The 17,703-nt window shown below is 45.0% G+C and carries 17 protein-coding genes; 3 read left to right on the forward strand and 14 right to left on the reverse strand.

Annotation, left to right across the window (positions count from 1 at the left end; translation table 11 throughout):
* Window positions 1-90: 90 nt before the first annotated feature.
* Entirely contained in the window at window positions 91-1,557 is a 1,467-nt protein-coding gene (gene lytF / locus BFW96_RS07870) for a peptidoglycan endopeptidase LytF (protein ID WP_014663342.1), read from the forward strand.
* A 41-nt stretch (window positions 1,558-1,598) separates the two neighbouring features.
* Here the strand turns inward: lytF and BFW96_RS07875 are convergent, their stop codons facing one another.
* The gene (locus tag BFW96_RS07875; protein WP_014476269.1) at window positions 1,599-1,922 is read right to left on the reverse strand and encodes a YqzG/YhdC family protein; all 324 of its coding nucleotides are present in this window, start codon (window positions 1,920-1,922) and stop codon (window positions 1,599-1,601) included.
* Between the two features lie 200 nt (window positions 1,923-2,122).
* Here BFW96_RS07875 and BFW96_RS07880 point away from each other — a divergent pair, with 200 nt between their 5' ends.
* Window positions 2,123-2,365: a YhdB family protein gene (locus BFW96_RS07880; RefSeq protein ID WP_003224139.1), complete on the forward strand. Its 243-nt coding sequence runs from the start codon at window positions 2,123-2,125 to the stop codon at window positions 2,363-2,365.
* 14 nt (window positions 2,366-2,379) lie between these two features.
* Here the strand turns inward: BFW96_RS07880 and yhdA are convergent, their stop codons facing one another.
* The 13 genes from yhdA to BFW96_RS07945 form a co-directional block, all read right to left on the reverse strand.
* Window positions 2,380-2,904 (reverse strand): FMN-dependent NADPH-azoreductase, encoded by a 525-nt coding sequence (yhdA, locus tag BFW96_RS07885; protein WP_069839125.1) that lies wholly within the window; start codon window positions 2,902-2,904, stop codon window positions 2,380-2,382.
* Complete coding sequence (gene yhcZ / locus BFW96_RS07890) at window positions 2,901-3,548, reverse strand: two-component system response regulator YhcZ (protein ID WP_069839126.1); 648 nt, start codon at window positions 3,546-3,548, stop codon at window positions 2,901-2,903. The genes yhdA and yhcZ overlap by 4 nt, the downstream gene beginning before the upstream one ends.
* Window positions 3,545-4,684 carry a two-component system sensor histidine kinase YhcY gene (gene yhcY / locus BFW96_RS07895; RefSeq protein ID WP_069839127.1) on the reverse strand — a complete coding sequence of 380 codons (1,140 nt, stop codon included), beginning with the start codon at window positions 4,682-4,684 and terminating at the stop codon, window positions 3,545-3,547. The genes yhcZ and yhcY overlap by 4 nt, the downstream gene beginning before the upstream one ends.
* Before the next feature lie 148 nt (window positions 4,685-4,832).
* Window positions 4,833-6,578 (reverse strand): phospho-sugar mutase, encoded by a 1,746-nt coding sequence (locus BFW96_RS07900; protein WP_069149267.1) that lies wholly within the window; start codon window positions 6,576-6,578, stop codon window positions 4,833-4,835.
* A gap of 131 nt (window positions 6,579-6,709) precedes the next feature.
* Window positions 6,710-8,377 carry a glycerol-3-phosphate dehydrogenase gene (gene glpD, locus BFW96_RS07905; protein ID WP_069839128.1) on the reverse strand — a complete coding sequence of 556 codons (1,668 nt, stop codon included), beginning with the start codon at window positions 8,375-8,377 and terminating at the stop codon, window positions 6,710-6,712.
* A 140-nt stretch (window positions 8,378-8,517) separates the two neighbouring features.
* Window positions 8,518-10,008: a glycerol kinase GlpK gene (gene glpK / locus BFW96_RS07910; protein ID WP_069149265.1), complete on the reverse strand. Its 1,491-nt coding sequence runs from the start codon at window positions 10,006-10,008 to the stop codon at window positions 8,518-8,520.
* Between the two features lie 18 nt (window positions 10,009-10,026).
* Complete coding sequence (gene glpF / locus BFW96_RS07915; RefSeq protein WP_003233386.1) at window positions 10,027-10,851, reverse strand: glycerol uptake facilitator protein GlpF; 825 nt, start codon at window positions 10,849-10,851, stop codon at window positions 10,027-10,029.
* A gap of 178 nt (window positions 10,852-11,029) precedes the next feature.
* Window positions 11,030-11,608 (reverse strand): glycerol uptake operon antiterminator GlpP, encoded by a 579-nt coding sequence (glpP, locus tag BFW96_RS07920; RefSeq protein WP_014663334.1) that lies wholly within the window; start codon window positions 11,606-11,608, stop codon window positions 11,030-11,032.
* 27 nt (window positions 11,609-11,635) lie between these two features.
* Complete coding sequence (locus BFW96_RS07925; protein WP_083252825.1) at window positions 11,636-12,988, reverse strand: aspartate aminotransferase family protein; 1,353 nt, start codon at window positions 12,986-12,988, stop codon at window positions 11,636-11,638.
* 373 nt (window positions 12,989-13,361) lie between these two features.
* Window positions 13,362-14,903, reverse strand: a complete 1,542-nt coding sequence (locus BFW96_RS07930) for a bifunctional GNAT family N-acetyltransferase/carbon-nitrogen hydrolase family protein (protein ID WP_014663331.1) — start codon at window positions 14,901-14,903, stop codon at window positions 13,362-13,364.
* Between the two features lie 15 nt (window positions 14,904-14,918).
* Complete coding sequence (locus BFW96_RS07935; RefSeq protein WP_014663330.1) at window positions 14,919-15,581, reverse strand: HAD family hydrolase; 663 nt, start codon at window positions 15,579-15,581, stop codon at window positions 14,919-14,921.
* A gap of 125 nt (window positions 15,582-15,706) precedes the next feature.
* Entirely contained in the window at window positions 15,707-16,129 is a 423-nt protein-coding gene (locus BFW96_RS07940; protein WP_014663329.1) for a CBS domain-containing protein, read from the reverse strand.
* 137 nt (window positions 16,130-16,266) lie between these two features.
* Complete coding sequence (locus BFW96_RS07945; protein WP_014663328.1) at window positions 16,267-16,662, reverse strand: YhcU family protein; 396 nt, start codon at window positions 16,660-16,662, stop codon at window positions 16,267-16,269.
* A gap of 110 nt (window positions 16,663-16,772) precedes the next feature.
* Here BFW96_RS07945 and BFW96_RS07950 point away from each other — a divergent pair, with 110 nt between their 5' ends.
* The gene (locus BFW96_RS07950; RefSeq protein ID WP_069839130.1) at window positions 16,773-17,681 is read left to right on the forward strand and encodes an RluA family pseudouridine synthase; all 909 of its coding nucleotides are present in this window, start codon (window positions 16,773-16,775) and stop codon (window positions 17,679-17,681) included.
* The last annotated feature ends 22 nt before the right edge of the window (window positions 17,682-17,703 follow it).

Genomic DNA, 17,703 nt, shown 5'->3' on the forward strand with positions numbered 1-17,703 from the left:
TTTTAAAAAAGGCAAAACGATAAGAAAAATGTGCCGATATAAAAAAGAAACAGCAAATTCAAAATCATTGGGGGAAAAAGGAGAGCTAAGATGAAAAAGAAATTAGCAGCAGGGCTGACAGCATCTGCGATTGTCGGCACAACTTTAGCAGTAACACCAGCTGAAGCAGCAACGATTAAGGTCAAAAGCGGAGATTCTTTATGGAAACTGGCCCAAACCTACAACACAAGTGTGGCGGCCCTCACATCCGCCAATCATCTTTCGACTACTGTTCTGTCGATCGGCCAGACGCTTACCATTCCTGGCAGCAATTCCGGCACTTCATCTACTTCAAGCTCAACAACCAAGAAGAGCGGAAGTTCTGTTTACACTGTGAAAAGCGGCGATTCACTTTGGCTGATCGCAAATGAGTATAAAATGACGGTGCAGGAACTGAAGAAATTAAACGGACTAAGCAGCGATTTGATTCGTGCGGGGCAGAAATTAAAGGTGTCCGGCACAGTTTCTTCAAGCTCTAGTTCCAGTACAAAAAGCAACTCTAATAAGAGCTCAAGCTCCAGTTCAAAAAGTAGTTCTAATAAGAGCTCAAGCTCTTCATCTGCTACGGGAACATATAAGGTGCAGCTTGGAGATTCACTTTGGAAAATTGCAAACAAAGTCAATATGTCCATCGCTGAATTGAAGGTCTTGAACAACTTAAAATCAGACACCATTTACGTGAATCAGGTGTTGAAAACAAAATCAAGCGGCTCTGATACGTCTTCCAAAGACACTTCATCCAAACCGAACCAAAATTCGGCAACAACGAAATATACTGTAAAAAGCGGTGATTCACTTTGGAAAATCGCAAACAACTATAACCTGACTGTACAGCAAATCCGAAATGTCAACAATCTGAAATCAGATGTGCTTTATGTTGGACAAGTACTGAAGCTGACAGGTAAAGCATCTTCAGGCACTTCATCATCGTCGTCTTCTTCGTCAAATGCAAGCTCAGGCACGACGACTACATACACGGTGAAAAGCGGTGATTCCTTGTGGGTGATTGCTCAGAAATTTAATGTAACAGCTCAGCAGATCCGGGAGAAAAACAATTTAAAAACGGATGTCTTGCAGGTTGGCCAAAAGCTGGTCATTACCGGAAAAGCATCATCATCGTCGTCTTCATCCGGTTCTTCAAACACCACCATCTCAACGAGCGCGAAGATTAACACAATGATTGCCGCCGCTAAAGAGCAGATTGGGGTTCCGTATCGATGGGGAGGCACGACACCATCCGGGTTTGACTGCAGCGGATTCATTTACTATGTACTGAACAAAGTCACATCCGTATCTAGATTAACGGCAGCTGGATATTGGAACACAATGAAGCCCGTCAGCCAGCCTGCTGTCGGAGATTTCGTTTTCTTTACAACATATAAAGCCGGCCCTTCCCACGTTGGAGTTTACCTAGGAAACGGGGAATTCATAAATGCCAACGATTCCGGAGTTGTCATTTCCAATATGAACAACTCTTACTGGAAACAGCGCTATCTCGGTGCAAAACGATATTTCTAAAAACAGAAACTGTGCGGCCTTAACGGCTGTACAGTTTTTTATTAGAGCCTAAAGACGTTGATGCTGATCATATGATTTGTCACCGGGTGAAAATAGACTTCGGCCCGAACAGAAAAAGTGTCATCTTTCTGTCTGACTGTCACCCGAAAGACATCTTTCGTCTGCTGATCATTCACCTCGGTCCGCCCCATATAAGCATAGTCAGAAAATGAAGCCCCCTTGTATTCATCCTGAATTTTGCTCCAGGCAAGCTGTTCCCACTTTTGAACGGACTCGTTTGTGTCCGTTGAATGACCTTTTGCAGCCATTGACACGATGATCAATCCGCAAAAAAGAAGCGCGATGGTATACGGCAGAGATTTCATATTTACAGTCTCCTGTACCAAGAATATGTTCCCTCATAGGTTTACCAAAAGCGCTATCTTCATTCAGGCATTTTGATTTTATGTCTCCCTCATATTGCTACCCCTTTACTGCCGCAGACGCCAAGTTTTGCCCCGTCAATAACAGAGGATGCGGCATAAACTAATCATGAACTTCTCATCCAAGAAAGGAGAAGCGATTCATGGATTATGCCGATTATGATAAAGCGCTTTATTACACCCATCGTTCTCAATGGGATAATTTATTAATTTTAATGGTGCGTACAGAGGATGATTTGTTGTCAAAACGAATCGAGCATTTTCTGCATGCGTATCATTTTGAACAGGATTACGCCGTTTTAGAAAAGATGCTGTATTCCCTTCTCCGTTATATTGATCATGCCACAGAGCTGACTTATGAAGATCAACTAGCCCTACTCACATAAACAAATCCCGGCGTTTAGACGCCGGGATTTCCTGCTTTTGCGAACACGCTAAGTTCTTCGACAAGCTCTTTTAAGCTTTCCTTAATGTTTTCAGCCACTGTAGCATGTTCAACATCAATATGCACCGGATCAAGCACCAGCTGCTTCGGAATGACATTGGCGTAGAGTCCCCGCATCACAGTTCTCATATTGTTCAGCGCATTGATGCCGCCTTTTCCGCCTCCCGCTACTGCCAATAATGCAACGGGCTTATATTTGAATTGTTCGCTGCTAAGAAAATCCAAGGCATTTTTTAAAGCGCCGCTCATGCCGCTGTGATATTCAGGCGATAATAATACAATCGCATCCGCTTTAGTAACGCGTTGCTTAAGCTCCTGTACCTGCAACAGCTCAGACTGATCCGCTTCACCATTAAAAATCGGCAATACAAACTCGCTAAGATCAATCAAATCCGTGTGATACAGTGCTGAAAGATAAGATGCGGCAATTCTTGTTCTGCCATGTTTTCTTGGCGTGCCATTTATGACTAACATGTTCATTTCGAGATCTCTCCATTCAAGTTATATTTCACTGCGAAAAGCGCTGCTTGCGTGCGATCGGCCACTTCAAGTTTTGCTAACAGATTCGATACATGGGTTTTCACTGTTTTTTCTGAAATAAACAAGGCTGCTGCGATTTCTTTATTGCTTTTCCCGTTCGCGATTTCAGTCAGAACGTCTTTTTCCCTTCTTGTTAATTGATAATATTTTTCTTTTTCCGGGTCGTGCTGATTTTTCATATGTGTCAGCACATGGGGCATAATAGCTGAAGAAAGCTTGTATTCGCCAGCATGCACTTGTCTTAATGTTTTCACCAATTCCTCGGGCTCCGTATCCTTTAATTGATACGCCTTCGCACCTGCCTGAAGAGCGGGGATCACGTGCTCCTGATCAGAGTAGCTCGTTAGCACAATAATTTTAATCTCAGGAAATTGCTGTATTGCTTTTTTAATGGCTTGAATGCCATCCAGCTCGGGCATGGACAGATCCATTAGAACAAGATCCGGCTTTGTCTCTTCGATGACTCGGAGAGCTTCTATTCCAGTTGCGGCTTCCCCGGCCACTTCAATATCATCCTGGGTGGCAAAGAAAAAACGCAGACCCTTTCTGACAACATGGTGGTCATCAGCAATGACAATTTTCATTCCGCCCCTCCTTTTTGGCTTTTTAGCGGAAGCCTGATGGACAGCTTTGTTCCCGCTCCAAGCGCTGACTCAATCCGAAACTTCGCGCTGGCTTTTTCCGCTCGTTCTTTCATGCCCTTGATGCCAAGTGAAGGCAGGCCGGCATGCGCTTCATAACAAAACCCCGCCCCATGATCGATAATATCCAGCTCCGCATGGCCCAAAGCAGCAGTCAGACTGACATACGCCGTATCTGTTCCGGCATGCTTTTTGCAGTTATTTAATGCTTCCTGTACGACACGCCATAGCATATGCTCCTGTTCATCAGTCAGAACAGGACAGCCTTTTTGGGTAAACATGACCTTCAATCCAATAAGCGCGCCATAGCTTTTGATGGCTTCAGCCAGCCCTTTCTCCAACCCTCCGGGGCGAAGCTGCCAAATTAACGCTTTCATTTCCGCGAGGGCGTCCTGTGATAGGTTTTGAATGAAATCAATCATCTGCTGCAATTGCTCGTCTTTTGTTAGTGTCTTTGCAGCTTTGGCAGTTAAACTGACGGAAAACAGCATTTGATTGACAGAATCGTGAAGCTCCTGAGCGAGGCGGTTACGCTCCATTAAAAGAGCATTTTTTTGTTTATATTCGGAAAGCCTCATACGCTGGATTGCCGTTCCGATCTGAAAGGCGACAGACTCGAGTAAATGCAGCTCTTCCTCATCAAACATGGTTTTTCCGGCCGCCGCTACATTTAACAATCCGAATCTCCTGTCCCCGTCTTCTAAAGGCACAGTTGCATGATGCGTAATCCCTTCTGTGTCAAAACAATGCAGTTCTTCGGCTGATTCAATGCGTTTGCAGTTCATGATATTAGCAGCCCTTCTAAGCCCTCCGTTATTGAATTTTGTCAGGCAGTAACACTCCCCTTCGCACATCAGCACTTTTTCCTTGCGGCTTAAAGCGGGAGGCAGAAAAGCGTCGGCCGCTAACGTATAGGATCCATCTTCTTCGATCAGAAAAATCCATCCGGATTGAAGATTTGTCAGACTCAGCAATTCTTTTAAAACCTCATCCAGTGTTGCATAGATATCGTGTCCTTGATTTAAGGTTTCCGCAATCGTTTTCAGCGTTTTTAATTTTTCCATCCTCGTTTTGCTCACGTTTCTCACTCCGGCATTAATCTTGTATTTAAGATTATACCAGTTTTTTGTATTTCAGTACTTCGTATGTGGAATGATTTTCTTTCAGACTTTTGGATGAGAAAAAGAAAAAACCGGATCATTTACAATGATCCGGCTGATACTTGAATTATTTTTTCGTTGACTCAACAATTTCATCTACCGTTTTCATTACATCCTCAGAAAGGGCTGCAAGACGCTTTTCACTGTCTTCCAAAGATGACCCTTTTACGGCGAAATAGAATTTCACTTTCGGCTCTGTTCCAGAAGGACGAAGACAGAACCAAGACCCGTCTTCCAGGAAGTATTTCAGTACATTTGATTTTGGCAAATCGATGGATTCTTCTTTGTTTTCAGTCAGAAGCGTCCGTTTGCTCACAGCGTAATCTTCTGCTGTAACAACCTGTTTGCCGGCCATTTTCTGCGGCGGATTTTTTCTGAAGGATGCAAGAATCGCTTCAATTTGCTCTGCTCCTTGTTTTCCTTTCAGTGTCAGAGATTTCAGCCCTTCACGATAAAAACCATACTCGTTAAAGAGATTGATAAGGGCTTCATATAATGACATTCCTTGCTTTTTATAAAACGCGCAAACTTCAACAGCCAAAAGCGCGGCCTGAATGGCGTCCTTATCGCGGGCAAAATCCCCGATTAAATAACCGTAGCTCTCTTCATAACCGAATTGGAAGGTATACTGGCCTGATGCCTCGTATTCCTTGATCTTTTCACCGATAAACTTGAAGCCGGTCAGCGTATCAATCGTATCAAGGCCGAATGATGAAGCTACGGCACGGCCGATTTCGCTTGTGACGATCGTTTTGAGAACAACACCGTTATTTGGCAGGATGCCTTGTTTTTTCTTTTCAGAAAGCAGGTAATGAAGCAGCAGCGCTCCGGTTTGGTTTCCTGTCAGCACTGTATATTTGCCTTGATCGTCTTTCACCGCGATGCCGAGGCGGTCAGCATCAGGGTCTGTCGCGATGAGAATATCTGCATGCTGCTCCTCCCCAAGCTTAATGGCATATTCGAATGCCGCATGCTCTTCTGGGTTTGGCGATGTAACAGTGGAAAAGTTTGAATCCGGCAGTTCCTGTTCTTTGACAACCGTTACATTTTTGTAGCCAAGCGCTTCAAGGCCGCGTCTGACCGGTTTATTCGCAGTTCCATGCAGCGGTGTGAAAACAACCTTTACATCTACTTCTTTCGATAATTCAGGATGGACAGAAATGGACGTCAGTTTTTCTGTATAAACTTTATCAATGTCTTCACCGATGATCTTGATTAAGCCTTTTTCTTTTAACGCATTTTCTTCGTCCACTGTGATTGTCAGCTCATTTTCAATCGCGTTTACCTGTTCAATGACGATGTCCGCTTCCTTCGGAGGCAGCTGGCCGCCATCATCACCGTATACTTTGTAGCCGTTATATTCAGGCGGGTTATGGCTTGCTGTTACCACAATCCCTCCATAAGCGTTTAGCTGTCTGACAGCGAATGACAGCTCTGGCGTCGGGCGAAGCTCATCAAACACGTATGTTTGGATGCCTTGTGTCGCAAGTGTTTTTGCCGCTTCCATCGCAAATTCCGGCGATTTATGGCGAGAATCATAAGCAATGACAACGCCCCGTTTTTTTGCTTCCTCACCTTGCTTCGAGATGTATGCCGCAAACCCGGCTGATGCTTTGCGCACAGTGTAAATATTCATCCGATTCGTCCCAGCGCCGATTTCTCCGCGCATTCCGCCGGTACCGAATTCAAGGTCTTTATAGAAACAGTCCTCAAGAGCCTGTTCATTCCCCTCTAATTCAGTGAGGCGCTCTTTTAATTCCGGATCTAAATGTTCTGTTTGTTTCCAGCGTTCATAGCTCTTTCTCCAAGTCATGTTCGTCCTCCTATGTATCAGCTTATGCCATTATTTTATATGAAGCGGGTGCCTCTGTCACTTGATAACCTGAGATCTGGCACTTTCGGCACGTAAAAAGAAATAACGGGCTGCAGACAGCCCGTTATGATTTATTGTTCAAGCGGCACAACCGCATCGTGTAAAAGCATGTTGAGGTTTTCTGTATGTTTGTTTTTCGTCTGCTCATCCCATTGGAATCGCTCGCTCATAAAATCAATAACGGCATCTTTATATGTTCTTACCCAATTGATATCAAAGAATAAACGTCCCGTTCTGCGGACAAAGAAGTCTGCAGGGGTTGCAGTCATCTCTTCTTCTATACTGTATTCTGCCTCAGCAAGAATATGAACCGGAATGTTGCGTTTCGCGGCCTCATCTTTCAGCGCTTCTATCCGGTCAAAGACGCGATCTACGTTAGAGCCGTATCTGATCGCCAGCTGTTTTGCGTCTTTTTCTGATAAACCTGCTGCAATTCCTTCTTTTGTTTTCGCGGTAACGAAGGACATGAGATTTTTCGAACCTCCGACGTGCCCGCCTGAGATTGGCATGTTTTTCGTTTTACACGGGCCAAAATCCTTTGCGCCTTCTTCTTTTAAGCGATCACGCACAAGATCAACGATGTGCTCCGCCATTTTTCTGTATCCAGTCAGTTTTCCGCCGGCAATGGTGATCAAGCCTGAGTCAGATGTCCAAATCTCGTCTTTCCGTGAAATTTCAGAAGGATCTTTGCCTTCTTCATGAATCAGCGGACGCAGCCCTGCCCAGCTGGATTCGATGTCATTCGCAGTGATATTCAGTTCCGGGAACATATAATTGATTGAATTGATGACATAATCACGATCCTCCGTTGTCATCCGCGGATGCTCCAGCGCCTCTTTGTAAACAGTGTCTGTTGTTCCCACGTATGTTTTGCCTTCACGAGGAATCGCAAATACCATCCGGCCATCAGGTGTATCAAAATATACAGCCTGTTTGAGCGGAAAGACAGACTGGTCAAATACAAGGTGAATGCCTTTTGTATGCTGCAAATGCTTTCCGTTTTTCGAATGGTCTTTTTCTCTGAGCTGATCGACCCAAGGACCTGTCGCATTGACAATTTTATTCGCATACACTTTATATTCTTTCTTTGTCAGCACATCTTCAATTAATACGCCGACGGCTTTGCCTTTTTCGTAAAGAAGCTCCTTCACTTTGGAGTAATTCACAGGCTCTGCCCCGAATTTCACCGCTTCCTTCATGACTTCGATTGTCAGTCTCGCGTCGTCAGTGCGGTATTCCACATAGTACCCGCCGCCTTTTAAGCCGTCTTTTTTCACCAAAGGCTCTTTTTGCAGCGTTTCTTTTGCTGAAAGCATGCTTCTTCGTTCTGACTTTTTCACCCCTGCAAGGAAGTCATACACTCGTAACCCGATGGATGTTGTAAATGAACCGAATGTGCCGCCTTTATGAAACGGAAGCAGCATCCATTCCGGTGTTGTGACATGCGGACCGTTTTCATACACAATCGCCCGCTCTTTCCCTACCTCAGCGACCATTTTCACTTCAAATTGTTTTAAATAGCGCAAGCCGCCATGTACCAGCTTCGTTGATCGGCTTGATGTCCCTGCCGCAAAGTCCTGCATTTCGCTTAGTGCGACCTTCATTCCCCTTGATGCCGCGTCAAGAGCTGTTCCCGCTCCTGTAATTCCTCCCCCGATAATAAATAGATCATATGTTTTTTTCGTCATGTCTGTCAGCATGCGATCTCTTTCAAGACTTGAAAATTGATGTTTCATCATTACGTTTCCTCCTTGTTGTCACGGTAAATAGAAAAAGAGACCACAACAGCCAAAGTGCATGCTTACACTTTGGTGCTGTGGTCTCTCCTCGTCTCAGGACCGTTCTTATTAACTTGTAACCATTATACCATAGTATTGCATTATTTAAAAGCCATAGCTGCTTTCACGGCTTTTTGCCAGCCTTTATACAGCTCATTTCGTTTTTCTTCTTCTAATTCAGGTTCAAACCGTTTATCCAGATTCCACTGGTTCGCGATTTCAGAACGGTCCTTCCAGAATCCCACAGCGATACCTGCCAAATAAGCCGCGCCAAGTGCAGTCGTTTCATTAATTTCCGGACGCTCCACAGGAACATTCAGCAGATCACCCTGGAACTGCATCAGGAAATTGTTTTTCACAGCTCCTCCGTCTACACGAAGCGTCTTTAATGAAATGTTTGAATCTGCTTCCATTGCGTCAAGCACATCTTTTGTCTGATAAGCCAATGACTCCAGTGTCGCACGGATAAAGTGCTCTTTTGTTGTCCCTCTTGTCAGGCCGAAAACCGAACCGCGCACATCGCTGTCCCAGTAAGGCGTTCCCAATCCGACAAATGCCGGAACAACATACACGCCGTCAGTTGAATCTACTTTTTCTGCATAAGATTCGCTTAGCGATGAATCCTGGAACATTCTCAATCCGTCTCTAAGCCACTGGATGGCAGAGCCTGCGACAAAAATGCTTCCTTCTAACGCATAGTTCACTTTTCCGTCAATGCCCCAAGCGATTGTCGTCAAAAGCCCGTGTTCGGACTTAATTGCTTTTTCCCCGGTATTCATCAGCATGAAACATCCAGTGCCGTATGTGTTTTTTCCCATGCCTTCTTCAAAGCACGCTTGGCCGAACAATGCGGACTGCTGGTCGCCTGCCGCTCCCGCAATCGGGATATTTTTTCCGAAGAAATGATAATCAACAGTCTCCGCATACACATGGGAAGACGGCTTCACTTCAGGGAGCATGGATTTCGGTATGCCTAAAATGTCGAGCAGTTCATCGTCCCATTTTAAATCGTAAATATTAAACATCAGCGTTCTGGAGGCATTGGAGTAATCGGTCACATGCGCTTTTCCGCCTGACATTTTCCAAATGAGCCATGTATCAATCGTTCCGAACAGCAGCTCGCCTTTTTCCGCTTTTTCTCTTGCGCCTTCCACATTATCTAAAATCCACTTCACCTTCGTGCCAGAGAAGTATGGATCGATTAAAAGCCCAGTTTTTTCTCTGAATTTATCATTATATCCTTTTTCACGAAGTTCCTCACAAATGCCGGACGTCTGTCTGGACTGCCAAACAATTGCATTATAGACAGGACTTCCTGTATCTTTATCCCACACAACCGTCGTCTCGCGCTGGTTCGTGATGCCGATGCCGGCAATTTGAGAAGCGCTGATTCCTGATTCAGAGATGACTGACGCGATAACCGCGAGCACAGAGCCCCAAATTTCATTGGCATTATGCTCAACCCAGCCAGGATTCGGGAAGTATTGTGTAAATTCCTTTTGAGCGGAGTGAACGATTTTGCCTTCTTTATTAAACAGAATCGCTCTTGAACTTGTTGTCCCCTGATCTAAGGATAAAATGTACGTTTCCATAAGATGTCTCCCCTTTGATTAAATATATTTTGAATTTGATAATGTTTTAGCAGAATGTGATTTCGTATAGACATAGAGTCCTAACAATACCACAACCAATATAACGCTTACAATCCAGAAACTGCTCGTGATGTGCCCTTTAAATGCAGCGTTGTAAAATACGCCCCCGAACGATCCGCCTAAAATCGGGCCGACTACCGGAACCCATGCGTATTTCCAGTTTGATGAGCCCTTTCCCGGAATCGGAAGAAATGCGTGGGCGATCCGCGGACCTAAGTCACGCGCAGGATTAATGGCATAGCCGGTGGTGCCCCCTAGAGAAATACCGATCGCTACAATGAGGAAACCAACGATTAAAGGATTAAGTCCTTCTGTAAATTGATTTGCCCCAATGGCCAAGATTCCAAGCACAAGGACAAATGTCCCAATCACTTCGCTTAAAACGTTTGCAAATGTATGCGGAATGCTTGGTCCTGTTGAGAAAACACCCAGCTTGGCAGCGGGATCATCTGTTGACTTCCAATGCGGCAGGTAATGCAGATAAATAATCACCGCACCGATGATCGCTCCGATCATTTGCGCCGCAATATAAACCGGAACCTCTTTCCATGGAAAATCCCCAACAAATGCAAGCGCTATCGTTAGCGCCGGGTTCAAATGGGCGCCGCTGATACCGCCTACCGCGTAAGCCGCCATGGCAACACCCAATCCCCATCCAAATACAACAACAATCCAGCCAGACTGGAATGAAAGCGATTTCTTTAAATTGACACCTGCACAAACACCTGCACCAAAAATAATAAGCAGCATCGTACCGATGACTTCTCCCCAAAATGCTGTCATAGCACATTCCTCCTAAAGTCACGATTAAAAAGCATGATAGAGAAGAAGAGAATAAAAAAACCACAACAAACCGCTTTACGGGTGCATAAACATTTGCCGTAAAGAGCTGCTGTGGTCTCCGAGTTCTCCATCACAATGTATTAACCTAGTGCAATTGTATCAGTGTATGAAAGCGGTGTCAATCACTTTCTGTCAAAAAGTTTTCATATTTTTTCCACAATTTGGTATTAGACGTTGTGACAGCTACAGCCCCCGCTTTCAATGCCTGCTCTACATCCTCTTCCGTACGGATGAAGCCGCCGGCAAAGATGGGAATCCCCGTTTTCTCCTTTATTTCCTGAATGAGTGACGGAACGATGCCGGGAAGCACTTCGATGAAGTCAGGCTTATGTTTGCCGATAAACTCCATGCTTTTCTCCATCGCGCTTGTATCAAGCAAAAACAGGCGCTGAATGGCATAAATTTTCTTCTGCTTCGCTTTGGCAATCACGTTCGATCTTGTTGAAATAATCCCAGCGGGCTTGATATCCTGACATATAAATTCCGCTCCGTATTCGTCATGCTTAATCCCTTGAATGAGATCGACGTGCACCATCATGTTCTTTCCATGCTTTTGCGCTTCTCTGATCACGCCCTTCAGCTGGCCGAGATGGATATCAAGAATAACACCGTAAGAGAATGAACTGTTCAAAAACTCATCAAATTGCTTCATATTGCGAATAGCCGGTAAGATCGGCTGGTTGTGAAAACTCATCATGTGCTCCTTTAATCAATCACTTTTATATTATATCGTTTGAAAGCTTTCTTTCACCGTTTTCACGATAAAGGAAAGGTCCTCTTCTGTCAGGCAAAATGGCGGTGCGAGCTGGATGACGTTGTTGTAGCCGGCAACTGTATCTCCGTTTTTGCCGATAATCAGCCCTTTTTCTTTGCATGCCGCAACCACTTGATTTACTTTGTCAGCATCAGCCGGCTCTTTGGTTAATTTATCTTTGACGAGTTCGATTCCGATCAGCAGCCCTTTTCCTCTGACGTCTCCGACTGCCGGGTGTTCTCTCAGAGCTTGAAGCTCACCTAAAAGCTTTGCTCCAAGATCGCGTGAGCGCTGAATCAGCTGTTCGTCCTCCATAATTTGCAGGTTTTTCAATGCCAAGGCACAGGCAGCCGGGCTTCCGCCGAACGTGTTCACGTGGCGGAAACGGTCATAAGGAGCTTTTCCCTGATACGCGTCAAAAATGTCCCGTTTCACAGCAGTAGCTGACAATGGCAGGTACGCGCTTGTGATTCCCTTCGCCATCGTAATGATATCAGGCTTCACGCCGTAGTGCATAAACCCGAACGGCTCGCCTGTCCGTCCAAATCCGCAGATCACTTCATCGCAAATCAAAAGAGCTCCGTGGCGCCGGCAAATGTCCTCCACCTTCTTCATATATCCGTCCGGTGGCATTAGGATGCCTCCGCCTGTAATAATGGGCTCCATAATGACCCCGGCAATGGTTTCGCTTAATTCCCATGTCATGATGCGGTCGATTTCATTTGCGCTTTCAAGCGTATCAGCATCATCAGGATTCCGGTATATATCTGGCGGAGCTGCATGCAGGAACCCTTGGCTTAAAGGCTCGTATTTATATTTCCGCTGCGCCTGTCCGGTAGCTGAGAGCGCTCCCAATGTATTGCCGTGGTATGCCCGATATCTTGAGATGAATTTATAACGGCTGTGATCGCCATTTTGCAGATGGTACTGGCGGGCAATTTTAAAAGCAGTTTCGTTTGCTTCCGATCCGCTGTTGGAAAAAAAGATCACATAATCGCCGCCAAGCCATTCATTCAGCTTTTCCGCCAGTTGAATTGCGGGTGCGTGACTTTGCGTTAACGGGTAATAAGGCAGCTCCTTTAATTGCTCATAGGCAGCCTCCGCAAGCTCCTTTCTGCCGTAACCAATATTGACGCACCACAAACCGGACATCGCATCCAAATAGCGTCGTCCGTCTATGTCGGTCACCCAGGCCCCTTCAGCCTTCTGGGCAATCAGGCTTTCCGCTTGATGCGCTCCCTTCATGGCATGCCACACAAATTGCTCATCTTTTTGCTTTAATCCCTGATTTTGCTGAATGTTTTCCATCCCCATCATCTCCATTTCATTAGCGTACCCTAAAATGCCAATTCATTGAAACAGACCTTCTCTTTATGTGATGTCTTGGTGATGATTTCCCTGCCTTCAATATAAAGCCAGACGGGGCCAGAGTCAATAAACCGTGTCAATCATAAAACGTCCTCTTTCCTCAAGAAGAAAGAAGATGCAGCCAGAACAGGCAAAGTGACAATCTCAGCATCGGACTGATAAAGGTCTCACACGAAACGACTTGGACAGCCCTTGCAATAGCAATGTGAAGCCTAGCCGTTTTCTGACGAAAATACAGAAACTTTATAAGACAATATATAATTTAAAGTAAACGTATCAATTCCGCTTTTGGTTTAAAAAAACCCGCCAATTCAGGCGGGTTTCCGGATTATTTCTTATAGTGAATATGATAAATATCACGCCGTCTGTCTTTTAGCTGGCGCACTGTGCCGTTTTGGCGCTGTCTTCTGAGAATTTCCAAGTCAACATCACCGATGACGACCATTTCAATATTCGGGTTTGTTTCGCCGACAATACCGTCTCGGGCGAATTCAAAATCAGACGGGGCAAAGATGCCTGACTGGGCGTATTGGATATCCATGTTTTCCGTTTGCGGCAGGTTTCCAACCGTTCCCGAGATAACGGTATAAATTTGATTTTCAACCGCCCTAGCCTGCGAACAGTATCTGACACGCAAATAGCCTTGACGGTCTTCTGTACAAAATGGCGTAAAGATGATTTTGGCGCCTTTGTCAGCCGCAATCCGGGCAAGCTCAGGAAATTCAATGTCATAACAGATCTGGATCGCAATTTTTCCGCAGTCTGTATCAAACACACGAACCTGGTCTCCGGCGCTGATTCCCCACCATTTGCGTTCATTCGGTGTAATATGGAGTTTATATTGCTTCTCGATCGTTCCGTCCCGTCTGAACAGGTAAGCGATATTATAAATTTTCCCTTCCTCTTCGACGAAATGAGACCCGCCGATAATGTTGACGTTATACTTTACAGCCAAATCAGTAAAAAGGCTGATGTAATCTTCTGTATACTCGGTAATTCTCTGTACCGCCAAACTCGGCGACCTTTCTTCAAGGAAAGACATGAGCTGGGTTGTGAAAATTTCCGGGAACACCGCAAAATCAGATCTCGCGTCAGAAGCAACATCGACATAGTATTCTACTTGATTCGCAAATTCCTCAAAGGAATAAATTTTCTTCATTTCATATTGGATTACACAAATTCTCACAGGGAACGCTGACTTATAATAACGCTTTGTCTGCTGCGGAAGATAATCGACATTATTCCATTCCATCAGCGTCGCATACTTGATCGAAGCTGTATCATCCGGGAGATAATTCGGGTTAATTCGCATAAGGGTAAAGCCGTTCATCAGCTGAAAAGAAAGGACCGGATCGTAAATTTGGTGGCGTGTCACCTGTTCAACATACTCTCTGGCCGTCATTTCCTCTGCATATTTGTGATAGTTCGGAATCCGTCCGCCTATGATGATGCTTTTTAGGTTTAAGCGTCTCGCTAAATCCTTTCTCGCCTCGTATAAACGATGGCCGATCTTCATCCGTCTGTATTTCGGATGCACCATGACCTCAATTCCGTACATATTCAAGCCGTCTGGATTATGGTTGGTGATATAACCGTCATCGGTAATGTCCTGCCACGTATGGCGGTCATCATATTCATCAAAGTTAATCAGGAGACTTGAGCAAGAACCGATAATTTCACCTTCGAATTCTGCACAAAACTGCCCGTCTGGAAAATGCTCCAAATGGCTGATTAAATGCTCTCTCTTCCAAGGTTCCATCCCCGGAAAGCAGTCCTTTTGAAGATCGATAATCTTGTCGATGTCTTTCTCTTCGATATTGCGGATAACCATTTTCTTTTCAAACCGGGTCAAATCTAATTTCTCAGACAACCTACTCGCTCCTTTCTAGTTTTGTGAGTTCAGATGATCAAGCAATAGGGCGAGCTCCATTTCCGCCATTGATTCAAGCCTGTGATCATAGTCTTCAAACATCAAGGTGCCCGTTACTTTATTCGGGACAATGACACACTTCATGCCTGCGCGTTTCGCAGCAATCGAACCATTGACAGAATCCTCAAACGCGAGACATTCCGCTGGCGATACCCCGAGGTTCTTTGCCGCCAATAAATAGAGCTCAGGATTCGGCTTTACCTCTTCCACATCATCCGCTGTTTGAATAACCTCAAAATCATCAAACAGGCCGATTTGCTTCAAATGGCCCGACACCCATTTATAATCGGAGCTGGAAGCAAGGCCTACTTTTAAGCCTAAATCCTTTGCCGCATTCAAATACGCTTCGACACCAGGTCTCGCTTTTTCTGTTTCCATGCGTTTGGCAAACCGCTCTCTTCTCAATTTTGTGAGCTCTTCATGATTCAGCTTTTTCCCGATCTGCTCTTCTAAATATTCAAAAGGCCGGAATCCCGCTGCAGTTCCGATGACCTTCCCCCAGACAGATAGCGGTAGCACTGAGCCGTGCTCTTCAAATATTTCCTGAAGGACCTCATATTCGTGTGTTTCTGTATCTAGAATAAGTCCGTCAAAATCAAAAATTAACGCTTTAATCACTCGGTACAACTCCTTTAGTCCGAATTGAGACATATGTATACATTTACTATACCCCGAAACAAGTCTGCTTTCAAAAAGTAAGGTTTATGTGAAGAAAGAGCCTGCACACTGCAAGCTCTTTCTATTTAATGAATGTTTTGGTGAGAAATGTTTGTCAGCGCTGCTCCCGCAGACTCGTTCGACATCTGATTGACTGCCAGGTCTCCAAGCGCAACGATCCCGACTAGATTGTTTTGATCTACAATAGGAAGGCGGCGGATTTGGTGCTGGGCCATCAGCTGCGACGCGTCTTCCAGACTCATATTAGGGTTTCCTGATACGAGTTCTGTTGACATCACTTCTGAAACGGGTGTCTGGCCATCACGGCCCTGAGCTGTAGTTCTTAATGCAATGTCACGGTCAGTCAGCATTCCTTTTAAAACACCTTGCTCTGCAACGGGAATCGCCCCGACGTTATGCTGTTTCATTAGAGAAGCCGCTTCCTGAATCGTTTGATTCGGAGAAACGGTTGCCACCTGCGTTGTCATTGTATCTTTAACTGAACTCATTGTCAGCACCCCTTTCAATCATTAGTATGTTCAGACACGAGCCGTTTAAAAAGGGAGTTAGAGGAAAGGTTTTATGATATGATTTCTCTGATACAAAAAAGAGCTTTTCTGAAAATAGAAAAGCTCTTGCCACCTGATTATATCAGCCTTCTGTGACCGAAAAAGGCTTTGTTTGCCTTCTTTTGAAAGTCAGAAAAAGCAAACGGAAAATAAATCCCAAAATCATTCAGCATCTTGCTGTTTTTTTCAAAAATCGCCTGATCACTCACATCAGAGTGCGGCGAAGGCTTTGTCAGGATAATATGTATCATTTGCAGACAAGCCATAATTTGAAATGCTTCTTTTAATGTTCCTTGGTAATAATGGTTATTTAAAGATAGAACGCCTTTCTTTTTAAAGCGCTGAATGTCCAGTTCGGAGAAATAAAGAGGAAATACATCATGGATCAGCTCCATAGACAGCTCCTTGATAAAGCTCTCCTGTTCTGCAGTTGCTGCGTTCACAATTCTCACGTCAATCACCTTTCTTGCCATCGAATATCCTAAGTCTTACTCAAGAATAGCACAGAAAAAAACGCGAAAGCTAAGGTAAGTGTTTCCTATGAGAAACAGCAGCCTTCCGCTTCGAAAAGGAGCCATTTGACATGAAACAAAAAGGCAGAGGGCTTGAGGTCCTCATCAATGAAAAACAGGACAGCCAATGGCTGTTTTCCATACTCAAAACAGGGCTCAAAGCTTCTAAACCTGTGATACAAGACTGGATGACCCATCATCAGATAAAGGTCAACCACGAATCCGTCTTAAACAATATGATTGTAAAAAAGGGAGACCGCGTGTTCATTGATCTTCAGGAAAGTGAAGAATCTTCGGTCATTCCGGAGTATGGCGAGCTTGATATTTTATTTGAGGACAATCACATGCTCATCGTCAATAAACCAGCTGGCATAGCGACGCACCCGAATGAGGATGGGCAAACAGGCACACTGGCTAATTTGATCGCGTATCATTATCAGATAAATGGCGAAACATGTAAGGTGCGCCACGTCCACCGTCTGGATCAGGATACATCTGGCGCTATCGTCTTTGCCAAGCATCGTCTGGCACACGCCATCTTAGACCAGCAGCTAGAGAAAAAGATGCTGAAGCGTACGTATACCGCCATCGCTGAAGGAAAGCTACGGACGAAAAAAGGAACAATTGATTCACCGATCGGCAGAGACCGATCACACCCGACAAGGCGCCGGGTTTCATCAGGCGGGCAAACAGCCGTTACTCATTTCAAGGTAATGGCCAGCAATGTGAAAGAGGGTCTGTCGCTCGTTGAATTAGAGCTAGAAACAGGAAGAACACACCAAATTCGTGTTCATATGGCGAGCATCGGCCATCCACTGATAGGAGACTCGCTTTACGGAGGCGGGAACAAGCTGTTAAACAGGCAGGCGCTGCATGCCAAAAAGGTACAGGCCGTTCACCCGATAACCGGCGAGCTGATTGTTGCCGAAGCGCCTTTCCCGGCTGATATAGAAATCCTGTGCTCTACATATTTTTCATGAAGAAAAGCCGCAGGTATTTCCT

Origin of the sequence: Bacillus sp. F56 (genome assembly GCF_001748205.1) — a bacterium.
Lineage (GTDB): Bacteria > Bacillota > Bacilli > Bacillales > Bacillaceae > Bacillus > Bacillus stercoris.

Excerpts from the sequence above, each read along its gene's own strand:
- lytF (WP_014663342.1), top strand. The coding sequence starts at position 91 with ATGAAAAAGAAATTAGCAGCAGGGCTGACAGCATCTGCGATTGTCGGC.
- BFW96_RS07875 (WP_014476269.1), bottom strand. The coding sequence starts at position 1,922 with ATGAAATCTCTGCCGTATACCATCGCGCTTCTTTTTTGCGGATTGATC.
- BFW96_RS07880 (WP_003224139.1), top strand. The coding sequence starts at position 2,123 with ATGGATTATGCCGATTATGATAAAGCGCTTTATTACACCCATCGTTCT.
- yhdA (WP_069839125.1), bottom strand. The coding sequence starts at position 2,904 with ATGAACATGTTAGTCATAAATGGCACGCCAAGAAAACATGGCAGAACA.
- yhcZ (WP_069839126.1), bottom strand. The coding sequence starts at position 3,548 with ATGAAAATTGTCATTGCTGATGACCACCATGTTGTCAGAAAGGGTCTG.
- BFW96_RS07900 (WP_069149267.1), bottom strand. The coding sequence starts at position 6,578 with ATGACTTGGAGAAAGAGCTATGAACGCTGGAAACAAACAGAACATTTA.
- glpD (WP_069839128.1), bottom strand. The coding sequence starts at position 8,377 with ATGATGAAACATCAATTTTCAAGTCTTGAAAGAGATCGCATGCTGACA.
- glpK (WP_069149265.1), bottom strand. The coding sequence starts at position 10,008 with ATGGAAACGTACATTTTATCCTTAGATCAGGGGACAACAAGTTCAAGA.
- glpF (WP_003233386.1), bottom strand. The coding sequence starts at position 10,851 with ATGACAGCATTTTGGGGAGAAGTCATCGGTACGATGCTGCTTATTATT.
- glpP (WP_014663334.1), bottom strand. The coding sequence starts at position 11,608 with ATGATGAGTTTTCACAACCAGCCGATCTTACCGGCTATTCGCAATATG.
- BFW96_RS07925 (WP_083252825.1), bottom strand. The coding sequence starts at position 12,988 with ATGGAGATGATGGGGATGGAAAACATTCAGCAAAATCAGGGATTAAAG.
- BFW96_RS07940 (WP_014663329.1), bottom strand. The coding sequence starts at position 16,129 with ATGAGTTCAGTTAAAGATACAATGACAACGCAGGTGGCAACCGTTTCT.
- BFW96_RS07945 (WP_014663328.1), bottom strand. The coding sequence starts at position 16,662 with ATGGCAAGAAAGGTGATTGACGTGAGAATTGTGAACGCAGCAACTGCA.
- BFW96_RS07950 (WP_069839130.1), top strand. The coding sequence starts at position 16,773 with ATGAAACAAAAAGGCAGAGGGCTTGAGGTCCTCATCAATGAAAAACAG.